19 protein-coding genes and 1 other annotated feature are annotated in these 21,232 nt (G+C 43.9%); of the genes, 17 read left to right on the top strand and 2 right to left on the bottom strand.

Annotated elements, in window-relative coordinates; all coding sequences use genetic code 11:
• Positions 1-47 precede the first annotated feature (47 nt).
• From RBB45_RS06590 to RBB45_RS06560, 7 genes are all read left to right on the top strand, one after another.
• The gene (locus tag RBB45_RS06590; protein WP_009794087.1) at positions 48-1,073 is read left to right on the top strand and encodes an ABC transporter ATP-binding protein; all 1,026 of its coding nucleotides are present in this window, start codon (positions 48-50) and stop codon (positions 1,071-1,073) included.
• Positions 1,073-2,086: an ABC transporter ATP-binding protein gene (locus RBB45_RS06585; protein ID WP_009794088.1), complete on the top strand. Its 1,014-nt coding sequence runs from the start codon at positions 1,073-1,075 to the stop codon at positions 2,084-2,086. Before RBB45_RS06590 ends, RBB45_RS06585 begins: the two co-directional genes overlap by 1 nt.
• A gap of 49 nt (positions 2,087-2,135) precedes the next feature.
• Entirely contained in the window at positions 2,136-3,869 is a 1,734-nt protein-coding gene (opp4A, locus tag RBB45_RS06580; protein WP_094768242.1) for an oligopeptide ABC transporter substrate-binding protein, read from the top strand.
• Positions 3,870-3,902: 33 nt separating this feature from the next.
• Positions 3,903-4,868 (top strand): oligopeptide ABC transporter permease, encoded by a 966-nt coding sequence (gene opp4B, locus RBB45_RS06575; protein ID WP_022543607.1) that lies wholly within the window; start codon positions 3,903-3,905, stop codon positions 4,866-4,868.
• Between the two features lie 13 nt (positions 4,869-4,881).
• Positions 4,882-5,802 (top strand): oligopeptide ABC transporter permease, encoded by a 921-nt coding sequence (opp4C, locus tag RBB45_RS06570; protein ID WP_009794091.1) that lies wholly within the window; start codon positions 4,882-4,884, stop codon positions 5,800-5,802.
• Between the two features lie 197 nt (positions 5,803-5,999).
• Positions 6,000-6,212 carry a YuzI family membrane protein gene (locus RBB45_RS06565; protein WP_148950147.1) on the top strand — a complete coding sequence of 71 codons (213 nt, stop codon included), beginning with the start codon at positions 6,000-6,002 and terminating at the stop codon, positions 6,210-6,212.
• Positions 6,213-6,294: 82 nt separating this feature from the next.
• Positions 6,295-7,041 carry a YjbA family protein gene (locus RBB45_RS06560; RefSeq protein ID WP_009794093.1) on the top strand — a complete coding sequence of 249 codons (747 nt, stop codon included), beginning with the start codon at positions 6,295-6,297 and terminating at the stop codon, positions 7,039-7,041.
• A gap of 299 nt (positions 7,042-7,340) precedes the next feature.
• Here RBB45_RS06560 and trpS read toward each other — a convergent pair whose 3' ends face one another.
• Entirely contained in the window at positions 7,341-8,330 is a 990-nt protein-coding gene (gene trpS, locus RBB45_RS06555) for a tryptophan--tRNA ligase (protein WP_148950148.1), read from the bottom strand.
• Between the two features lie 98 nt (positions 8,331-8,428).
• Positions 8,429-8,671: a binding site (T-box leader), on the bottom strand.
• Positions 8,672-9,275: 604 nt separating this feature from the next.
• On the opposite strand from trpS, the gene RBB45_RS06550 reads away from it, so the two are divergent.
• The 6 genes from RBB45_RS06550 (at position 9,276) to RBB45_RS06525 (ending at position 16,475) form a co-directional block, all read left to right on the top strand.
• Positions 9,276-10,913: a peptide ABC transporter substrate-binding protein gene (locus RBB45_RS06550; RefSeq protein WP_022543608.1), complete on the top strand. Its 1,638-nt coding sequence runs from the start codon at positions 9,276-9,278 to the stop codon at positions 10,911-10,913.
• 105 nt (positions 10,914-11,018) lie between these two features.
• Positions 11,019-11,954, top strand: a complete 936-nt coding sequence (locus RBB45_RS06545; RefSeq protein WP_009794098.1) for an ABC transporter permease — start codon at positions 11,019-11,021, stop codon at positions 11,952-11,954.
• A 3-nt stretch (positions 11,955-11,957) separates the two neighbouring features.
• Entirely contained in the window at positions 11,958-12,875 is a 918-nt protein-coding gene (locus RBB45_RS06540; RefSeq protein WP_009794099.1) for an ABC transporter permease, read from the top strand.
• Between the two features lie 12 nt (positions 12,876-12,887).
• Positions 12,888-13,955: an ABC transporter ATP-binding protein gene (locus tag RBB45_RS06535; RefSeq protein WP_009794100.1), complete on the top strand. Its 1,068-nt coding sequence runs from the start codon at positions 12,888-12,890 to the stop codon at positions 13,953-13,955.
• A gap of 1 nt (position 13,956) precedes the next feature.
• Complete coding sequence (locus RBB45_RS06530) at positions 13,957-14,892, top strand: ABC transporter ATP-binding protein (RefSeq protein ID WP_009794101.1); 936 nt, start codon at positions 13,957-13,959, stop codon at positions 14,890-14,892.
• 383 nt (positions 14,893-15,275) lie between these two features.
• Entirely contained in the window at positions 15,276-16,475 is a 1,200-nt protein-coding gene (locus RBB45_RS06525; protein WP_035402745.1) for a putative glycoside hydrolase, read from the top strand.
• A 169-nt stretch (positions 16,476-16,644) separates the two neighbouring features.
• Here the strand turns inward: RBB45_RS06525 and RBB45_RS06520 are convergent, their stop codons facing one another.
• Positions 16,645-16,827: a hypothetical protein gene (locus RBB45_RS06520; RefSeq protein ID WP_022543609.1), complete on the bottom strand. Its 183-nt coding sequence runs from the start codon at positions 16,825-16,827 to the stop codon at positions 16,645-16,647.
• Between the two features lie 259 nt (positions 16,828-17,086).
• Between RBB45_RS06520 and RBB45_RS06515 the strand changes: the two genes are divergently transcribed.
• From RBB45_RS06515 to cls, 4 genes are all read left to right on the top strand, one after another.
• Complete coding sequence (locus RBB45_RS06515) at positions 17,087-17,662, top strand: GNAT family N-acetyltransferase (protein ID WP_306009292.1); 576 nt, start codon at positions 17,087-17,089, stop codon at positions 17,660-17,662.
• Between the two features lie 433 nt (positions 17,663-18,095).
• Positions 18,096-18,491, top strand: coding sequence for a transcriptional regulator SpxA (gene spxA, locus RBB45_RS06510; protein WP_009794105.1), 396 nt, complete (start codon positions 18,096-18,098; stop codon positions 18,489-18,491).
• 354 nt (positions 18,492-18,845) lie between these two features.
• Positions 18,846-19,514 carry an adaptor protein MecA gene (gene mecA / locus RBB45_RS06505; RefSeq protein WP_094768239.1) on the top strand — a complete coding sequence of 223 codons (669 nt, stop codon included), beginning with the start codon at positions 18,846-18,848 and terminating at the stop codon, positions 19,512-19,514.
• An 86-nt stretch (positions 19,515-19,600) separates the two neighbouring features.
• Entirely contained in the window at positions 19,601-21,118 is a 1,518-nt protein-coding gene (gene cls / locus RBB45_RS06500) for a cardiolipin synthase (protein WP_129611882.1), read from the top strand.
• The last annotated feature ends 114 nt before the right edge of the window (positions 21,119-21,232 follow it).

Below are 21,232 nucleotides of genomic sequence, written 5' to 3'. Positions count from 1 at the left end.
CAAATACAATGAATTAACAGACAATTCAAAAAGGTAAGAGGTGTCCCATGAGCTTTAAATCACACTCCAATTCAGATGCACCTTTGCTAGAGGTGAATAATTTAGAGACTGCTTTTTCTATCGATGGAAAATACTACAATGCAGTCGATAATGTGTCTTTCAAAGTCAAGCCGCGCCAGGTAGTAGGCATCGTAGGGGAATCCGGCTGCGGTAAATCGGTCATGAGCCTTTCCGTCATGAAGCTGCTTCCGAAGGGGATCGGCAAAATCAAATCAGGAGAGGTCGTCTTCGATGGGGTTCACCTCGAAGACATGGGTGAACGCCAGATCAATAAAATACGGGGCAAGGATATCGCAATGATCTTCCAAGAGCCGATGACCTCGCTCAACCCGGTGTTTTCAATAGGGTTCCAGCTGCAGGAAGTGCTCTTCAACCATATGAAATTATCAAAAAAAGAAGCCAGGCAAAAAAGCATCGCACTCCTGAAGAGCGTTGGCATCTCCCGTCCGGAAAAAATAGTTGATGAGTATCCTCACCAGCTGTCCGGAGGAATGAGGCAGAGGGTTATGATCGCCATGGCGATTGCCTGCCAGCCGAAGCTTCTTATTGCAGATGAGCCGACCACTGCCCTGGATGTAACCGTACAAGCCCAGATCCTTGAGCTCCTGAAAGAAATACAGGAAGTAAATGATATGTCCATCATCCTGATCACGCATGATCTCGGGGTAGTGGCAGAAATGTGCGATGACGTCTTTGTCATGTACGCAGGAAGAATTGTAGAGCGCACAGATGTCGACACACTCTTCCATAACCCGAAGCATCCATATACAGAGCTGCTGATGGGCGCCATCCCGAAAATGGATGAAGAAGTCGAATCGCTAAGCACCATAAAGGGGATTGTCCCATCACTGAAAAACATGCCTAAAACGGGATGCAAGTTTGCAGCCAGGTGCCCAAAGGCAATGCCGGAATGTACTGCCGTCACCCCGCTGCTGGCTGAAAATGAAGATGGGCATGAGGTAGCATGCCTGCTCTATGAAACTAGCAGGCCGAAAGAAGGAGTGACATTATAATGACGACAGCAACAACATCCCCGGCACTGAAAAAAGACAAAAGCGCCAATGAAACGCTGCTTGAAGTCAAGAATCTGAAAACCTACTATCCTATCAAGGGCGGAATCCTGAGAAGGACAGTAGCTGCCGTTAAAGCAGTAGACGATGTATCTTTTGAAATCAAAAAAGGCGAGACTCTCGGCCTTGTCGGCGAGTCCGGCTGCGGGAAGTCCACTACAGGAAGGACAATCCTGAGGCTTCTGGAGCCTACTGAAGGGGAAATCATTTTCGACGGCCAGGATATTACAAATCTCCGCGGAACAACTCTCAGGAAGATTCGCAAGGATTTCCAGATGGTCTTCCAGGATCCATATGCTTCCCTGAACCCGATGATGATGGTAGGCCATCTTATATCCGAGCCGATCCGCAACTATACAAAACGTTCAGAAAAGGACCTGAAGCCTGAGGTCATGGAACTTCTGGCAAGGGTAGGCCTTCCGGAAGATGCCTATTATAAATATCCGCACGAATTCTCCGGCGGCCAGAGGCAGCGGATCGGAATCGCGCGGGCCCTGGCACTGAAGCCTAAGCTCATCATCGCAGATGAACCGGTCTCCGCCCTGGATGTATCAGTCCAGTCCCAGGTGCTGAACCTTTTGAAAGAGCTTCAGGAAGAGTTTGACCTTACTTTCCTCTTCATTGCCCACGACCTTAGCGTCGTGAAGCATATGAGCGACCGGATTGGCGTCATGTACCTCGGCGGCCTTGTTGAAGTAGCAGATAAGTCCAGTTTATATGCAGAGCCGCTGCACCCGTATACACAGGCTCTGATCTCGGCTATCCCTGAGGCTGATCCGCGCAAAAAGAAAGACCGGATCATCCTTGAAGGCGATGTCCCAAGCCCGATCGACCCGCCTTCCGGCTGCACATTCCATCCGCGCTGTGCACACGCAATGCCGGAGTGCTCTAAGATCAAGCCTCAATTAAAGGAGGTGAAGCCTGGACATAGGGTTGCATGTCACTTATATAACTAAAGCTTGGCCATTTTGAAAAAAAAGAAACGATAATTATGGGGGGAAAACGATGAAGAAATCAGCATTTTGGCTATTTTCAGTCCTGCTGGTAATGTCCATGTTCCTTGCTGCCTGCTCTGGGAATGAAAAGACTTCAGGCGATGACACTGATAAAAAAGACGATGACACAGATGCTAAAACAACTGAAGTAGAAGGCGGAAAAGTAACATTTGGTTATACTCAGGCGTTTAAAGGCGTTTTATCTTATGCCTATTATGAAGGGGAAGACGATGCAAATGCCCTTCAGTTCATGCACGAAGGAATGGTTGCTTACAATGATGAGCTGCAGCCGATCCCTAACCTTGCTGAATGGACTTTCAATGAAGACAACACTGTTGTAACTTTCAAGTTGAAAGACGGCGTAAAATGGCATGACGGCGAACCATTGACTGCTGAAGATATGGAATATGCCTGGTACCTGATCGCAGATCCTACATATGAGGGAGCACGTTTCGCAAACGTGGCGATGATTAAGGGTGCACAGGAATACAAAGATGGAAAAGCTGACACGATTGAAGGTATCAAGGTTATTGATGACCTGACAGTAGAAGTTACAGTTACAGAACCTTCTGTCAACCTGATTGACAACATCTGGTCTATTCCAGAACCAAAGCATTATTATGGAGATATTTCTTCTAAAGAACTTCCTGACTCTGACCAAGTCCGTAAAAACCCGATTGGTGTCGGGCCGTTTAAAGTAACGAACATTGTTCCTGGCGAAATGATTGAATATGAGCGTAATGATGATTATTGGAGAGGCCCTGCCAAGCTTGACGGCGTTGTCTACAAAATCATTGATCCATCCCTTGCTGCCGGCCTGATCGAAAACGGCGAAGTGGATGTTATCCAGGCTCCTTCTGACCAGTGGGGACAAATTAAAGAACTTGGCAATATCAACCCTGTAACAATCGATGCTATGTCTTACAGCTATATCGGTATCGACCAGGGACGCTATGATGCAAAATCAGGAAAAGTTGTAATGGATAACCCTAAATTCTCTGACAAGCGCGTGCGCCAGGCATTGGTTTATGCACTGGACCGCCAAGCTTATATCGATGCTTTCACAAACGGTTTAGGTAAACCGCTTAACGTTCCATTCCCGTCCGTTTCATGGGCTAAGATCGACGATTCAGAAATCAACACTTATGACTATGATCCAGAAAAGGCAAAGAGCCTGTTGGATGAAGCCGGCTATAAAGATGTTGACGGCGACGGATTCCGTGAAGATCCAGACGGAAAGCCTTTCTCTATCAACTTCGATGCGATGGCAAGTGCTGAAACTTCTGAAGCGCGTGCTCAGTTCATTCTTCAATCTTGGGGTGAAGTTGGAGTCAAGGCTCAGCTTAACGGCGGTTCCCTGAAAGACTTCAACCTGTTCTATGACACTATCGAAGCAGATGATCCATCTGTTGAAACTTTCCATGGTGCATGGGGACTTTCATATGATCCAGATCCATCCGGCATTTGGCTGTCAACTGACAAGTGGAATATGTGGCGCTGGTTGAATGAAGAATCCGATGCGCTTATCAAGAAGGGTGTTCAATTCCCTGAAGATAAAAACCAGGATGTTATCGAATACCGTAAAGAAGTATACAACGAGTGGCAGAAACTTGTTAACGAAGAGCTTCCTGTAATCTTCTTCGACCAAAGGGAAGATGCATGGGCAATCAACAAACGTGTTGGCGGAGTCAAAGTAACTCCAGGCGGCACAGATGAGTTCTACAACTGGCACATTGTTGAGTAATAAGAAATAAGGTTTAGATAAGGGGAATGGAGTATGCTGCAATACACAATCCGAAGACTTATAGGTATGATCCCAATAATTTTCCTTATCTCCATTGTGGTGTTTACCCTGGCAAAGCTTATGCCAGGGGACGCCCTCTCTGGAAAAATCGACCCGCTAAATTCCGATCCGGAATATATCGAGGAAATGCGTGAAAAGATGGGCTTGAATGACCCAATCCATACACAGTATTTCCGCTGGATAGGCGGAGTGGTTCAAGGGGATTTTGGGGATTCATTCATCCATAAGCGCGATGTAATGGAATTGATCGGCGACAGGCTGCCGAACACAGTTTTCTTAGGTTTTACTTCACTCATGATTACGTATATTCTAGCTTTTATGATGGGCAGGTTCTCAGGCAGATTTGCCTACAGTCCAGGAGATTATCTAATATCAGGAATAAACTATTTGGCCTTGGCCATTCCAAGCTTTGTTGCAGCCCTAGTGGCGATTTACGTTTTCTCTTTCCAGCTGGGTTGGGTCCCGGCGACTGGAAGTATCGGTTCAGGCGTTGAACCAGGATCTTTTGAATATTATTTGAGTAAAATCAAGCATACAATTCTTCCTGCGCTTGTATTGGGCACCATGGCTACGGCTGGATATACCCAGTTCCTGCGCAATGATATGATCGAAAGCTCTCGCAAAGATTATGTTCGTACAGCCAGAGCAAAGGGTACGAAAGAATCCGCGATTTATAATAAGCATATCCTCAGAAATTCGGTCATTCCGATTATTACACTGCTGGGCTTTGACATTGCAGGTCTTTTCGGGGGAGCTATTATTACCGAAACCATTTTTACATATCCGGGAATCGGATACCTGTTTGTAGAATCAGTAAACTCACGTGATTATTCCGTTATGATGGCCATCACCATGATGCTGACCATCCTGACGCTTATTGGAAATTTAGTGGCAGATATACTATATGGAATAGTAGATCCGCGCATACGTTTAAGTTAGGTAGGTGAGAGTTATGGAACCAACAATTTCGCAGCAAAGTACAACGGCTATTGAGGAGCCTGTAAAGCCTCCCAAGAGCCAGTCGCCATGGGCTCTCGCCCGCAGGAAATTTTTAAAGAATAAACTTGCCATGATCAGTCTCTGCTATCTTGTGCTCATCGTCTTAGTATCAATATTTGCCGAGCCGCTGTCCATGCCGATTGAGGAAACGGCTAAGCTGAATTTGACTGAAATCAGCAAAGAGCCTTCAGCAGAACACTATTTTGGCACAGATAAGTCTGGGAGAGATGTATTTGCCAGGACCCTCCATGGCGGAAAAACGTCATTGACTCTTGCTTTCTCCATCACCATTTCGGTAGTGGTGATTGGAACGATCGTAGGAGCCACAGCCGGATTCTTCGGAGGCTGGGTTGACAATGTGCTTATGCGCTTCACCGACTTTATGATGAACTTTCCGTTCCTGCTTTTCGTCATCGTGCTAAAGTCTATTTTCATAGAATCAAGTACAGCTACACTCATCTTCGTCATTAGTGTGCTGAGCTGGACCGGAATAGCCCGTCTGGTGCGAAGCAAGGTAATGGTAGAGAAAGAAAACGAGTATATCATGAGTTCCATCTCTATCGGCTGTTCGTCAGTTACAACGATCTTCAAGCATCTATTGCCGAATGTAATGTCTACCATTATTGTACAGGCTACATTGACACTTGCTGCCATGATCGTGGCGGAAACTGGCTTAAGCTTCCTCGGCTTCGGTGTACCGATGAACATTCCGAGCTGGGGCAATATGCTTCAGGATGCAAGAAGTCCGGATGTATTGACCAGCAAGTGGTGGATATGGATACCGCCCGCAACGGTTCTGACACTGACAATACTATCAATCAACTTCGTTGGCGAGGGTCTGAAGGACGCATTTAACCCTAAGTCAAATAGATAATGCGGCTGGCATCAGCCGGAACCATAAAGGGCGAGACACTTCAGGTGCTCACCCTTTTTTAATGAAATCCGCAATTAAAGATCCTTTTGGGGGTCTTTTTTCTTTTTGCCGTATGATTTAACGCTTTCTATCATATATATGTAAAAAAACAAGAGAGCAGGAGTTTATATGGGACAAGCCAGAAGGGATCCAGCCCAATGATCTTCAGGCTGTTTATTTTTATTACTGGTTTTGGACTAGCTGTAGCAGGCGGGATCAGCTCGGTGGCTTATTTAAATCTCTTAATTGCCGGGCATGAATTGAGTGACTATTTTTCATACATTCTTAAAAGGCCTGAGTGCGGACTGCTCCCGGCCGGGATTGTCATTATTACAGTGGCCGTATACTTTCCGCAGGGAACTGAGGAGTAAACTGTTGCACGTGGAGGAATAAATTAACTATTTCCTGTTCATACTGAGTGACAAATAGTTACTTGAAGTGAGGGGTTATAAGATGTTGTATCTTCATGATGTATGGGTGAACTGGTTTGAAGGAGAAGAAAACGGATATAATGTATGCCACTTTCATGAATGGAGAAAAGATGACAGTGTGGAATTGCTTGATCAGGTCCCATTGTTAAAGGTAGAGCCGCTCCTTTTCAACTACATAGAAAACGACTTATCAGAACTGCCGCAACAGCTGCTGAACGACATCTACCAAAAAGCATATTTGCGAAAAAACCACGAACGGACACAGCTTGATTACTGTTTTGTCGTCTCCGACGGTTCAGGCATATTGGCAGTCGATACGATCAGCTATAATATACCCATCCGCAAAAGCCGGCTGATTCCAAGGCAGGAGCAGCTTGCTTACGAAATGCTTGATAATCAGGAAACCATCCAATATGCATTTAACGACCAATCCTGTTTAAAGGATTTTCACATCCTTTCGCCAGCCCCGGAAATGATGAACGGCCTTACCAGAAAAGAAAGGCAGCTGAAGCAGCTGCTCTTTATGGCTCTTGATCAGCTTCATTCATCTGGGAATACAGCTGAAATCCGCTATTGGTATACAGAGTGGAATCCAGAGAAATATACTATAATCCAGCAGCTGGAATTCGAACAGGCCTGGAAGTCACTGTATGAGGAAACGAAGCTGGGATGGTCAGGAAAACATGAAGCTTTTTGCGAAAATATCATTAAAGGGCAGCCATTTTTTGAGAAACTGTGGGAAATGGAGCATGGCTCGAAAGTGAATTAATATGCATAATTCTATACTGAAGGAAAAAGGAGTATCTTTTTCCTAAAGACCAAATAAAGTTTGAAAACCCTGTTGATTGGAGTGCAAGGCACGTAGACTCCTGCGGGAAATAGCGGAAGAGTTGAGACCCCGCAACCGCTTGCGGTGAGGAGGCTCAATTCCGCCCCGCGGAAAGCGAAGTGCCTGGAACGGAAATCAACAGCCCCATTTAAAGACCTGATTTATGGGGAGAGGGATTACAAAACCATGCCCTCTTTGGTTTAATGAAAAAAGGAGCTGATCACAGCTCCTTTTTTTCATTATCGGCGTTTTCTGCCGAGCCCCATGGCGTTTTCCATTTTGGCCAGCATTTTATTGGCAGTGAATTGAGCCTTTTCGGCTCCTCTATCCAGGATTTCATCCAGCTCGCTTGATTCCATGAGCTGAGTGTATTTTTCCTGGATTGGCACGATTGTATCGACAACCACTTTTGCAAGATCGCCTTTGAAGTCTCCGTAGCCTTTTCCTTCGTATTGCGCCTCGATCTCTTCTATAGTCCTGCCGGAAAGGATGGAGTAGATAGATAAGAGATTGGAAACTCCAGGCTTATTTTCTTTATCAAACTTTACAATTCCTTCAGAGTCCGTAACTGCGCTTTTAATTTTTTTCTCAATCTGCTTTGGATCATCAAGCAAAGAGATGAAAGACTTTTTGTTAGAATCAGATTTACTCATCTTTTTAGCCGGATCCTGGAGGGACATAACTCTTGCCCCTACTTTTGCGATCCGCACTTCCGGGATTGTAAAGATGTCATTATATTTCTTGTTGAATCTTTCTGCCAAATCCCTTGTAAGCTCCAAGTGCTGCTTCTGATCTTCCCCTACAGGAACCAGGTCTGTCTTATATAGAAGAATGTCGGCAGCCATGAGCGGCGGATAGGTCAGCAGGCCGGAAGATACTGCTTCTTTTCCGTGGGACTTATCTTTAAACTGGGTCATCCTCTCAAGCTCCCCGATATAGGAAACGCATTGCATCATCCATCCGGCCTGTGCATGGGCAGGGACTTCAGACTGGATGAAAAGTGTTGCTTTCTCAGGGTCGATCCCGACAGCAAGATAGAGGGCTGCAAGGCTCCTGATATTTTTGCGGAGCTCCATCCGGTCCTGCTGGACAGTGATGGCATGCTGATCGACAATGCAGAAATAGCAGTTATATTCGTTTTGCAATTCCACGAATTGCTTCATGGCACCGATATAATTCCCCAGTGTAAGAGTGCCGCTGGGCTGGATGCCGGAAAAAATGGTTTTCATATATATTCCTCCTTGGATGTATCAGCAGACAAAAAGTGAGCCGAAAAAGTGGCGGAAATTCCGCAAAAGACGTAAAAAGACCATTCGTCCCCCTGAAAAATAGGGACGAATGGTCCGCGGTGCCACCCTAAGTGCCTCGGCTGAGGCCTCTTAACCCCGGCTTGCCTGCAGGCCGGGCTTCCCATAACGCGGGATACGCCGGAAGCTAATAGGCAGCAGGAAGCAGCCTTTCGCAGCCGGAGCTCTAAAGTCCATTCGATTTGCCGGGATGTTTGTTTCCACCAGCCACAAACTCTCTTTAATCCCTGAGCAAATGTACTACTCTTTGTCATTGCTTTATCATCAACAGTATTGGTTTTATACATTAAAATATACCAAAACTGCAGAAAAAATCAAGGTAATTCGAAATAACACACCTGGAATTCGTATAGGAAAACAAGAAAAATATGGGAAAAATCAAGGTCCAAATAACCTTCGGCAAAAGGGGAATTAAGAAAAATTTCAAAAAAATTAAAACTAGCAAACTCTTGATTTAAAAGTATTTTTTCGACAATTTTCTCACTATACCCTCCATTGAAAAATAAAAGCCCCTTGCAAACAAGTTTTAAAATACATATAATAAACGTAACAAATGATTCTTTACGAATCTGTAACATTCTTGCATATAGTTCTGAAAACCTATGGATAAAGAGATTAGTAGTAAGTTTATAGCTTACAGAATTTTGGCTTATCCTTTTGATTTTTCTCTCGAATTGTCAGAATAGAGGATAATCTTTGTCTTTTGAGTTATAAGCTTACTTTTTTTGCTGCGCGGATAATCAGTTTATTTTTACAGTTAATTTACTGACTATTTGAGCAATATATCCAAGGCGGACAGTTGTTTATGGAAGCGTGGACAGATTCCTGCAAAAGGCATTTGTGGAAATTATATAGGGGGGTAACACCGTGAACAAAAGATTATCGATCTTTTTTAGTATGTTGCTTGTTCTAAGCATGTTCCTTGCAGCGTGCAGCGGCGGCGGCGATGATGCCGGCAGCGGAAGCGATGGAGACGGAGGGAAAGACGTACCTCAGGACTTAGCGGTTAACATTAACTCTGAACCGCCTTCACTTCACCCGGGCCTTGCAAAGGATGCAACTTCCGGTACTGTTCTTCGCCAGACTTTCGAAGGTCTGACACGCATCAATCCAGATGGAAAGCCTGAACCGGCAGCAGCTGAGAAAATTGAAGTTTCTGAAGATCAGAAAGTTTATACTTACACATTAAGGGATGCTCAATGGACTAATGGCGATCCTGTAACAGCAGAAGACTTTGCATATGCATGGAAGTGGGCTATCGATCCTGCCAACCAGTCTGAGTATGCTTACCAGCTTTACTACATCGCAGGTGCTGAAGCTGCCAACACTGGCGGCGGTTCACTTGATGACGTAGGAATCGAAGTGGTAGATGAAAAAACGCTTAAAGTAACTTTGGCAAATCCTACTCCATTCTTTGATGAATTGACTGCATTCTATACGTACCTGCCGATCAACAGCAAGGTTGCACAAGCAAACCCTGACTGGGCAAACGATGCAGGCGACGATTATACTTCAAATGGTCCATTCAAGATGACTGAATGGTCACACAGTGACAAGATTGTTCTTGAAAAGAACGATACTTACTGGGATAAAGATACTGTAAAGCTTAACTCGATCGAAATGATCATGGTAAATGATCCAAACACTGAATTGTCAATGCTTGACAACGGCGAGCTTGACTGGGCAGGAGCACCGACTGGAGCACTTCCGACTGATGCTATGCAGGCCCTTAAAGACGAAGACCGCCTTGTAACACAGCCTATCGCTGGTGTTTACAACTACAAATTCAACACAACTGCAGAACCTTTCAACAATGTGAATATCCGTAAGGCATTCACATATGCAATCAACCGTCAGGAGCTTATCGACAACATCCTTCAGGGTGAACAGCTTCCAGCGATGGCTATCGTTCCGCCGTCAATGTTCGCTGAAAATGAAGAAGGCTATTTTGCTGACAATGATGTAGAAAAAGCTAAAGAATTCTTGCAAAAAGGTCTGGAAGAGCTTGGCTACAAGGATGCTTCTGAGCTTCCTGCAGTAACTCTTTCTTATAATACTTCTGAAGCACACCAGAAGATTGCTCAGGCAATCCAGGATATGTGGAAGCAGAACCTTGGCGTAGAAGTAACACTTGATAACTCTGAGTGGGCTGTATACCTTGATAAGGTTCACGCTCTTGACTACCAGGTAGCTCGTATGGGCTGGCTTGGAGACTTCAACGATGCAATCAACTTCCTTGAGCTTTACCGTGATGCTGATGGAGGTAACAACGATACTGGATGGGAAAGCAAAGAATTCCAGGATCTGTTAGCGCAATCTGCAACAGAAGCTGATGCAGAAGCACGTCAGCAGCTGCTTAAAGATGCTGAAGCAATCTTCATGGAAGATATGCCTGTAGCTCCTATCTATTTCTACACAAACAACTGGGTTCAGGATGAAAGCCTTAAAGGCGTAGCTGTTTCCGGACTTGGCGACGTTCAATACAAATGGGCGTACTTTGAATAAGAATAGCTAATACTAATAGCTGTCTAAACGAGAGGTATATGGGGTTTTTCCCCCATATACCTTCGTTTCTGAATGAAGCAGAAATAAAATTGGAGGTGTTTGACAATGGCGAAATATATTGGAAAACGCTTAATCTATATGATTGTCTCGCTGTGGCTTATCATCACAGCAACGTTTTTCTTTATGCGCATTGCACCAGGGAATCCATTTACATCAGAAAAACAACTGCCTCCCGAAATTGAAGCAAACCTGAATGCCCACTACGGGCTCGATCAGCCATGGTATGTTCAATATGGGGAGTATCTATTAAGAATCATAAAATGGGATTTTGGCCCATCTTTTAAGTATAAGAGCCAGACTGTCAATGATTTAATCAGCGAAGGTTTTCCTGTATCTCTTATGCTCGGTATCGAGGCGATTCTGATCGCAGTTTCAATCGGTGTTGTTTTAGGGGTTATTGCAGCCCTCAAGCACAATAAGTGGCAGGACTACACTGCAATGATCGTTGCAGTTATGGGGATCTCGGTTCCTTCCTTCATCATGGCCACATTCCTGCAATATTTCCTTGCGATTAAACTTGGCGTCTTCCCGGTAGCCAGGTGGGAGTCCTTCATGCATACGATATTGCCTGCGTTGGCGCTTGCGGCATCTCCAATGGCGTTTATCGCCCGTCTGACGCGTTCTTCCATGCTGGAAGTGCTCTCGAATGATTATATTAAAACGGCTAAATCTAAAGGTTTGAGCCAGGGTGTTATTACCATTAAACATACAATCCGAAATGCTATGCTTCCTGTCGTTTCCTATATGGGACCTCTTTCAGCAGGTATTATTACAGGCAGCTTCGTAATTGAAAAGATCTTTGGTATTCCGGGACTCGGCTCCCACTTTGTATTAAGCATCGGAAACCGTGATTACACTGTTATTATGGGAGTTACCGTATTCTACAGTATCATTCTGTTAGTGTCTATTCTCCTTGTCGACATTGCGTACGGACTCATTGACCCGCGCATCAAACTTGCAGGCGGGAAGAAAGGAGAGTAAATTATGGGACAGTTATCAAAAGATAAATTCAGAGTTGTTGGCACACAAACAACTGATGCAGAAAAAATCAGTAAACCAAGCCTATCTTTCTGGAAAGATGTTACACTTAGATTCCGAAAAAACAAGCTTGCCATGTTTGGGATTGTGCTTTTGGCCATCCTTGTATTTATGGCGATCTTTGGACCATATATGACACCATATGATTATGCATCAAACGATCTAGGCAATAAAAATCAGTCACCATCTTCCGAGCACTGGTTCGGTACAGATGATCTGGGACGCGATGTATTTGCCCGTACATGGGAAGGTGCACGAATCTCCCTGTTCATCGGTTTGGCAGCTGCATTAATTGATCTCTTCATTGGCGTACTATGGGGCGGCATCGCCGGCTTCAAAGGCGGACGCACAGATGAATATATGATGCGTGCAGCGGATGTCCTTTATGGGATTCCTTACTTGCTGCTTGTTATCCTTCTTATGGTTGTATTAGGCCAGAGTGTCGGCACGATGATCCTTGCCATGACCATTACCGGATGGATCAATATGTCACGTATTGTCCGTGGACAAGTCCTTTCACTTAAGAATCAGGAATATGTCCTTGCTTCAAGAACTTTGGGAGCAAATGTTTCGCGCATCATGTTCAAGCACCTGATCCCGAATACAATGGGCCCTATTCTTGTAACCATGACACTTACAGTGCCATCAGCTATCTTTACTGAGGCATTCCTTAGCTATTTGGGTCTTGGTCTGACACCGCCTGTAGCGAGCTGGGGAACCATGGCAAATGACGGCCTTCCGGCACTTAGATATTATCCTTGGCGCTTGTTCTTCCCGGCAACGTTTATCTGCTTGACCATCTTTGCATTTAACGTAATCGGCGACGGACTTCGTGATGCGCTAGATCCGCGACTACGCAAATAAGGAGTGAGATAAATGGAAAAATTACTCGAAGTAAAAGATTTAAGAGTCTCATTCCAAACTTATGGAGGAGAAGTCCAGGCTGTCCGCGGCGTGTCCTTCGATCTTCATAAAGGTGAGACCCTCGCGATTGTCGGCGAGTCCGGTTCAGGTAAAAGTGTTACCTCCCAGACAATCATGAAATTGATTCCAATGCCGCCAGGCAGAATTGCTGGAGGACAAATTCTCCTTGATGGCGACGATATCGTTCCAAAATCGGAAAAGGAAATGGAAAAGATCCGCGGTAAAGAAATCAGTATGATTTTCCAGGATCCAATGACTTCTCTGAACCCGACAATGAGAATTGGCCGCCAAATCATGGAGGTGCTGATCAAGCACCAGAATATGTCATCTTCTGCTGCTAAGGATAGGGCGACAGAGCTTTTGCGCCTTGTTGGGATTCCAATGCCGGAGAAGCGTGTAAACCAATATCCTCATGAGTTCTCAGGCGGTATGAGACAGCGTGCTATGATTGCCATCGCACTTGCCGCAAGTCCAAAGCTTTTGATCGCGGACGAGCCTACAACAGCGCTTGATGTAACAATTCAGGCTCAGATTCTGGATCTAATGAAGGATCTTCAGAGCAAAATGGATACTTCCATTATCTTCATTACTCATGACCTTGGTGTAGTTGCCAATGTAGCAGACCGTGTTGCTGTTATGTATGCCGGCCAGATTGTAGAAATGGGAACAGTTGATGAAATATTCTATGATCCGCGCCATCCTTATACATGGGGGCTTCTGGCTTCCATGCCTAGCCTTGATAATGATGGAAAGACTGAACTTGCAGCAATTCCAGGTACTCCTCCTGATTTAACTAACCCTCCAGTGGGAGACGCATTTGCAGCGAGGAACCAGTTTGCATTGGCCATAGATTTTGAAGAAGAACCGCCAATGTATCAGATTTCTGAAACGCACTTTGCAAAAACATGGCTGCTCCATCCGGATGCACCGGAAGTAGAACCGCCTGAAGCTGTCAAGCGCAGGATCCGCAAGCTCTCTTCCACATTCGATAAGCCTGTTTTAGTGAAGGAGGGCAAATAAAATGGCTGAAAAGTTAATTGAAATCAAAAATCTAAAGCAGCACTTTAATGTCGGCCGCCCTAATATGGTAAAGGCAGTAGACGGCATTTCATTTGACATCTACAAAGGTGAAACGCTTGGCCTTGTAGGCGAGTCAGGCTGCGGAAAATCGACGACCGGAAGAACGATCATCAGACTGTACGATGCTACAGACGGACAAGTCCTTTTTGAAGGAGAGAACGTCCACGGAAGGAAATCTGCTAAAGAGCTGAAGAAATTCAACCGCAAAATGCAGATGATTTTCCAGGATCCTTACGCTTCCCTGAATCCTAGGATGACTGTAGCTGATATCATTGCTGAAGGCATTGACATCCATGGCCTTGCCACAAGCAAGAAAGAGCGTATGGAAAGAGTGTATGAGCTTCTTGAAACGGTCGGCTTGAACAAAGAGCACGCTAACCGTTACCCGCATGAGTTCTCAGGCGGTCAGCGCCAGCGGATCGGGATTGCCCGCGCTCTTGCCGTACAGCCTGAATTCATCATTGCTGATGAGCCGATTTCAGCTCTCGATGTTTCCATCCAGGCACAGGTAGTAAACCTGATGAAGCAATTGCAGCGCGAAAAAGGGCTGACTTATCTGTTTATTGCCCATGACCTTTCCATGGTTAAATATATCAGTGACAGGATTGGAGTTATGTACTTCGGCAAGCTGGTTGAAATTGCTCCGGCCGATGATCTCTACAATAACCCGCTCCATCCTTATACACAGTCCCTTCTTTCTGCCATTCCGCTTCCGGATCCAGAAACTGAGAGGACCAGAAAGCGTACAAGCTATGATCCTGCTGTCCACAATTATACGGACAGTGACCAAGTGGAGATGCGGGAAATTGCACCAGGACATTATGTTTACTGCTCTGAAAAGGAAGCAGCACAATATAAGGCCCAATACAAAAAATAACAAAAGACGATCTCATTCCGAGATCGTCTTTTGGCTTTTAATTACATCAAATAAAAAGAACAGCAAAAATTTTAGAATTATCGTTGCAGGTGATGTAAATAGCTAAGCTGTAAAAACGACCTATTTCGGAATGTGAAGTATCACTTTAACCCTTTTTCTCATTAACGCATTTTTCTTGTAATAATAATACAACATTTTGACAACAATTACTATTATAAATTTTCTATATATTCATTATTCCTATTAAAATCTTAAAAAATCCTTATTTCAAGTGTAATAGGAAAGAAGAGAGGGAATGAGTACTATGTTATTGCTTTTTACATATGTAAATGGAAGCAGGCTGCCTTTATAATGAAAATACAAGGATAGAAGGGAGACGGAATATGAAGGCTCTGAAAATGACTGCGGCTGCTGCTGCTTTGTCTTCGCTCATCACAATACATGCCAGTGCGGAAGAGAGTGAAAAGCTGACAAACAGCTCCATGCCCGTAAGAGAATACATAGAAATGAAAAAAGAACTGCCAGCAGCCATGGCACGTTTTAAATATGACTCAGGCTATACCTTTGAATACCCTGACGCTGTAAGAGGAGTCTATGTTACCGGGCATTCTGCCGGCGGAGAAAAATTTAATAAGTTAGTAGATTTGATCGGCAAAACTGACTTAAATGCCATGGTTATCGATATAAAGGATGACTGGGGCAATCTGACCTATATTCCTGAAGGGAAATCCCCGTACAGCTCCATCGGCAAACCCTATATAAAAGACCCTGCAACGGTTCTGAAAACAATGGAGGAGAAGAAGATTTATCCTATAGCCCGTGTGGTAGTCTTTAAGGATAGCGTATTGGCCAATAGCAAGCCGGAATGGTCATATAAGGACGGGAATAAGGTCTGGTCAAATGGCAGAGGTGAATCATTCGTAAACCCATTCCTGAAAGAGGTTTGGGATTATAATGTCGGTATAGCCATTGAAGCCGCTAAGATGGGATTCCAGGAAATTCAATTTGATTATGTCCGTTTTCCTGAAGGGTTTGAAAAACGTGAAGAGACTTTAACTTATTCTACTGGAGAGTATAATGGCGCTGATGATAATGTTCAAAAAAGGGTTCAGGCTGTCACTGACTTTGTAGCTTATGCGAGGGAAAAGCTTAAGCCTTATGATGTACAAGTTTCTGTTGATATCTTTGGCTACAGCGCAACACTGCCGGAAGCACCCGGAATCGGCCAGAATTTCTCTAAGATTTCCTCCAATGTTGATGTAATTTCATCAATGATTTATCCGAGTCATTGGACGTCCTATTTCGGGATCAGCAAGCCAGATCTGGAACCATATAATCTTGTGGCAGAATATTCTAAGCTTGAGAAGAAGAAGCTTGCAGAGCTGGAAGAGGCGCCTGTATCAAGGCCATGGCTCCAGGACTTTACGGCATCGTGGCTGGGGGCAGGGAATTACAAGGCATACGGAAAGCAAGAGGTAGAAGCTCAGATTAAAGCCCTTAAAGACCAGGGGATCAATGAATATCTCCTTTGGAATGCAGGCAATTCCTACACAGAAGGCGTTGACTATACACCAGGGGAATAAAAAAGGAAAAGCCGGGCAATTGACCCGGCTTCATCTCTGTTCAATTGAGCGGCCATTTTCAGGCCAAGACCGCATGCTAATGGCTGTTATATCCTAAAGAGCGTTAATAGCAGGATGTTATTTGACACAGAAGCTGTATGCGGTATCATAGTATATGGCAGGATCAGTTTTACTTTCTGCCGCCTACATTTTTCCACCCAGTCTGCACCTTTGCGGATTGATCCACAAATTCGGATTTTCGTTTACCGCCGAACAGCTTCTCGCCGATTCCATTCGCTGCAACTCCAATTATAGCAGTAATCCCAATCACGAGCAGGGCAACAATCGATAAATCCGCAGCAAATTCAATCATATAAACCTCCATCTTTCTTTTCACAGCAGCGCTGCGAATAATTTGTAATGCCAAATGCCAGTGTCCTTTCTATTTATTGTAAAAGAACAGCAGTTATTAGAAAAGGTCTATTGTATAAATACTTTACATTTTGGCAAATTATTAGTGTATTTTACATGTGAGATTCAGAGCGGGGCAATTAAGCTCTGCAGCAGCCGGGGAAGTGTAGAGAAAGATGGATGCTTATCGGACTGGACTATTAAATAAAAGGAGCCAAAATATGCATTGGTATGAAAAATTGAATCAATATTTCCCTATCGAAGAAATGAAATCCCGCGAGCATATGGAGACGCTGCTCAAGGAACGCTCTGAAATCTACCATAAGGACGAAGGAAAGAACCATGTTTTGATGTATGTTGAACTGGATAACTTCGTGTTCATCGACTACCTGTTTGTTTCAAAGGCAGCCAGGGGACAGGGTCTTGGCCATAAACTCCTTGATAAGCTTAAGAAAAAGGGAAAACCGATCATCCTTGAAGTAGAGCCGGTCGATTATGAAGACACCGACACAGAAAAAAGGCTCAAGTTTTACAAGCGGGAAGGCTTTGAGCATGCCCAATCGATCGGATATAGAAGGCGTTCCCTGGCAACAAAGGAAATCAATAGTATGGAAATCCTTTATTGGGCCCCTGGAAATGAATCGGAAGAACTGATCTACGAGAGCATGAAGAAGACATATGAGCTGATTCATACGTATAAAGATGCTCAATTCTACGGAGAATCCTACCAGCCGGTAGAGGAAGTACTGACATTTGAAGAAGACAAAAGTTCTGGAGATGTACTCAAAGGGCTCTAGGAAAAGTGCTGCTATTTTTGATAGCAGCATTTTCATTTTCATAAATTAATTGAGAATTTAAAATAAGGTTTACTGCCTGGACAGTATGGGTATAAAACATATAAAGGTCAAATGCGGCACCGGGCCATTATAAGTATTACATAAATATGGCCATCAAGCGGGGAAAGATGGAATCTATTAAAATTTTTGAAACTTTTATCTTTCTCATACGTCTTATATAGTAGAATGCTTAAGAAAAATGAACTGTAGAACCTTTGCATAAGTCTTTTAGCATATTTCTAAAAAGGGATACCAAATGCATCTTTAATGGTGTATAATAATTAATATAAATTACTAATTTAAAGTAATTTTAATTAAGGGTTCATATTTTCTGAGTATAATTCTTGTAAAAGATCTTTATATATGTCTAATTTAAGGAGTGTGAATTTGTAAAATGGTCACATTATACACTTCACCAAGTTGCACATCTTGCAGGAAAGCGAAATCATGGCTTGAGGAGCATGAAATAGGCTATAAAGAGCGGAATATTTTTTCCGAACCCCTTTCAATTGATGAAATCAAGGAAATCCTCCGTATGACGGAAGATGGTACGGATGAAATTATCTCTACGAGATCAAAGACGTTCCAAAAACTTGACGTAAACCTGGAAACCATGCCGCTTCAAGAGCTGTTTGAGTTAATTAAGGATAATCCCGGCCTGCTGCGCCGTCCAATCATTATTGACGAAAAGCGCCTTCAGGTTGGCTATAACGAAGATGAAATCAGACGATTCCTTCCGCGCAAAGTACGCACGTATCAGCTGCGGGAAGCACAGCGTATGGTTAACTGATGAATCAGCTCTTTATCTCTTTGAGATAAGGGGCTTTTTATTTTGTTCCGTTCCTTGACTGATTAATTATATGGGCCATATTGGCTTTCCGGCAAGCCAGTTGTTTGTACACAATTAAAATTTTTGGTAAGATTAAATGTACTAAAATGAAGCATATAGGCATACAATGGTTTTTTGAAACCTGCTTCATTTTAATTCCCTTTATCCCCTTTTTGTCATAAAATAGGAGTATAAGGCAACAATACTGTTACCTTCCTAGAAAGATTAGAGCCAACTATATTGGGTAAAGGATATAAACAACATCTTATGGGGGTATTTAGTCCCTTCAACAATCGCCGGAAGGGAGAGTTCTGAATGGAAATTGAACGGATTAATGATAATACTGTCAAGTTTTACATTTCTTATATTGATATAGAAGAGAGAGGCTTTGACCGGGATGAAATCTGGTACAACCGCGAGCGGAGCGAGGAACTCTTTTGGGAAATGATGGACGAAGTGCATCAGGAAGAAGAGTTCATGGTGGAAGGGCCTTTATGGATTCAGGTACAAGCTTTGGATAAAGGGCTAGAGGTGCTGGTCACCAAGGCGCAGCTTTCCAAAGACGGCCAGAAATTTGAACTTCCCGTTCCTGAGGATAAGCTGAAAGATCTGCCTGTTGAAGAGAGGATCGAGGATTTGCTGGATCAGCATTTCACAAAGCATGAAGATGAAGAAGACTCTTCTTATGAAGATAATCTTGAGTTTCTTCTGAAATTTGATGATTTTGAAGATATCATTTCCCTTTCCAAAACTTCCAGCCTGGATTCCTTGGAAACAAAGCTTTATTCATTTGAAAATAAATACTATCTGTATGTTGAATTTCCTGATGAGGAAGATCTTGATGAAGAGCAGATTGATAATGCTTTGAGCATCCTGCTTGAATTCGGGCATGAAACCCAGACGACGATCCACCGGATTGAAGAATACGGTAAGCTTATAATAGATGGAGATGTCTTCGGGGAGCTCAGGAAATATTTTGATTAAACAATGCCGATTTCTGAATGAAATCGGTGTTTTCTTTGTATATAGAAGGCAGCATGATTTTGCCGTTGGGACAGGTGACAGCCATAATGAAAAACGCCGTAAGGATTACCATATTCAGCGGATTCCTGATCTTACTCCTTTTTGCCATTAATAAATTTTTTCCGGTCAATGGCGGCTTTCTGGGCTACTTCAGCCTGTTGGTAACTTTATCCGTCATATTTATCGGGTTCATCATTTTCCTTGAAAACCGCCACCCCTCACAGACTTTGACCTGGCTCGTGGTTTTAGGCGGTTTCCCCCTGCTCGGATTTATTTTCTACCTCCTTTTCGGGCGGAACTACCGGAAGGAAAAGATGTTCCGGAAAAAATATTTCTTGGACAAAGAAGCTTTCAGGAAAGTCCAGGAAAACCATGGGAGAAATTATGCTGAAAAAGTACGGCAGATGGGGGAGCATCAAAGAAAGCTTTTCCGTTTGGCCCATGAAATCGGGAACAGCCCCATTTCCTTTGCTACCAGCACAAGAATCCTTACAAATGGAGAAGAAACCTTCAATCAGATCCTTGAATCTCTCCGGAATGCCACCCATCATATCCATATGGAATATTATATTGTCCGCCATGATCAAATCGGGATGGAGATTAAAGAGATACTCATGCAAAAGGCGGGGGAAGGGGTCAAGGTTAAATTTTTGTACGATGCGGTGGGCTCCTGGAAAATGTCCAAGAAGTATATTCGCGACCTCAGGTCATCCGGGGTGGAGACAGTTGCATTCGGTCCAGTAAAAATGCCGCTCCTGAACAGCAAATTCAACTTCCGGAATCACCGTAAAATCATTGTCATTGACGGCAATACAGGTTTTATGGGCGGCCTTAACATCGGTGATGAGTATCTGGGGCGCAATCCGCATTTCGGTTTCTGGCGTGATACCCACCTGATGCTGCAGGGGGAAGCGGTCCGTACACTGCAGCTCATTTTTCTGCAGGATTGGTATTATATGACCAATGACAGCTTTTTGACAGCTGAATATCTTACTCCGGTTCCCGAAGAGAACAATCATGGCGGAGTACAGCTGATTGCCGGGGGCCCGGATAATGAATGGAGTGTCATTAAGAATATTTTCTTCTCGATGATTACTTCTGCGAAAGAGTCCGTCTGGATTGCTTCTCCTTACTTCATCCCTGATGAAGACATATTCACCGCCATCAAAGTGGCTGCCCTGAGCGGGGTGGATGTCCGCCTGCTGGTGCCGCATCGACCGGATAAGCGTATTGTTTTCCATGCATCTAGGTCTTATTTTCCTGAATTGCTTGATGCAGGCGTCAAGATTTATGAGTATCAAAAAGGCTTTATGCACAGCAAGATTGTGATTGTAGACAATGAGCTGGCTTCTATCGGAACATCGAATATGGATATGAGAAGCTTTCACCTGAATTTTGAAGTCAATGCTTTCCTTTTTAAAACTCACAGTTCACAAAAGCTTGCTTCTGAATATCTGCTTGATCTTAATGATTCTCAGGAAATTACAGGTGCTCTGTTCGGAAAGCGGCATATTGGGTACAGGCTGCTTGAATCAACTGCACGCCTGCTGTCACCACTGCTTTAGGATCTATAACCATAACATATGAGGAGAATGCCGCAGCAGCTGCTGCGGCATTTTTCTATGAAGGGTTAATCTCTGGCAGGATATCGATTTCAAACAGCGAATTATATAGTAATG

It is taken from the genome of Bacillus sp. MMSF_3328 (assembly GCF_030733525.1).
In the GTDB taxonomy this organism is placed as follows: Bacteria; Bacillota; Bacilli; order Bacillales; family Cytobacillaceae; genus Bacillus_AB; species Bacillus_AB infantis.
This window is presented reverse-complemented; position numbering and strand designations above follow the sequence as displayed.

Coding starts and splice junctions, on each gene's coding strand:
- RBB45_RS06590 (WP_009794087.1), top strand. CDS start 48: ATGAGCTTTAAATCACACTCCAATTCAGATGCACCTTTGCTAGAGGTG.
- RBB45_RS06585 (WP_009794088.1), top strand. CDS start 1,073: ATGACGACAGCAACAACATCCCCGGCACTGAAAAAAGACAAAAGCGCC.
- opp4A (WP_094768242.1), top strand. CDS start 2,136: ATGAAGAAATCAGCATTTTGGCTATTTTCAGTCCTGCTGGTAATGTCC.
- opp4B (WP_022543607.1), top strand. CDS start 3,903: ATGCTGCAATACACAATCCGAAGACTTATAGGTATGATCCCAATAATT.
- opp4C (WP_009794091.1), top strand. CDS start 4,882: ATGGAACCAACAATTTCGCAGCAAAGTACAACGGCTATTGAGGAGCCT.
- RBB45_RS06565 (WP_148950147.1), top strand. CDS start 6,000: ATGATCTTCAGGCTGTTTATTTTTATTACTGGTTTTGGACTAGCTGTA.
- RBB45_RS06560 (WP_009794093.1), top strand. CDS start 6,295: ATGTTGTATCTTCATGATGTATGGGTGAACTGGTTTGAAGGAGAAGAA.
- trpS (WP_148950148.1), bottom strand. CDS start 8,330: ATGAAAACCATTTTTTCCGGCATCCAGCCCAGCGGCACTCTTACACTG.
- RBB45_RS06545 (WP_009794098.1), top strand. CDS start 11,019: ATGGCGAAATATATTGGAAAACGCTTAATCTATATGATTGTCTCGCTG.
- RBB45_RS06540 (WP_009794099.1), top strand. CDS start 11,958: ATGGGACAGTTATCAAAAGATAAATTCAGAGTTGTTGGCACACAAACA.
- RBB45_RS06535 (WP_009794100.1), top strand. CDS start 12,888: ATGGAAAAATTACTCGAAGTAAAAGATTTAAGAGTCTCATTCCAAACT.
- RBB45_RS06530 (WP_009794101.1), top strand. CDS start 13,957: ATGGCTGAAAAGTTAATTGAAATCAAAAATCTAAAGCAGCACTTTAAT.
- RBB45_RS06525 (WP_035402745.1), top strand. CDS start 15,276: ATGAAGGCTCTGAAAATGACTGCGGCTGCTGCTGCTTTGTCTTCGCTC.
- RBB45_RS06520 (WP_022543609.1), bottom strand. CDS start 16,827: ATGATTGAATTTGCTGCGGATTTATCGATTGTTGCCCTGCTCGTGATT.
- RBB45_RS06515 (WP_306009292.1), top strand. CDS start 17,087: ATGCATTGGTATGAAAAATTGAATCAATATTTCCCTATCGAAGAAATG.
- spxA (WP_009794105.1), top strand. CDS start 18,096: ATGGTCACATTATACACTTCACCAAGTTGCACATCTTGCAGGAAAGCG.
- mecA (WP_094768239.1), top strand. CDS start 18,846: ATGGAAATTGAACGGATTAATGATAATACTGTCAAGTTTTACATTTCT.
- cls (WP_129611882.1), top strand. CDS start 19,601: ATGAAAAACGCCGTAAGGATTACCATATTCAGCGGATTCCTGATCTTA.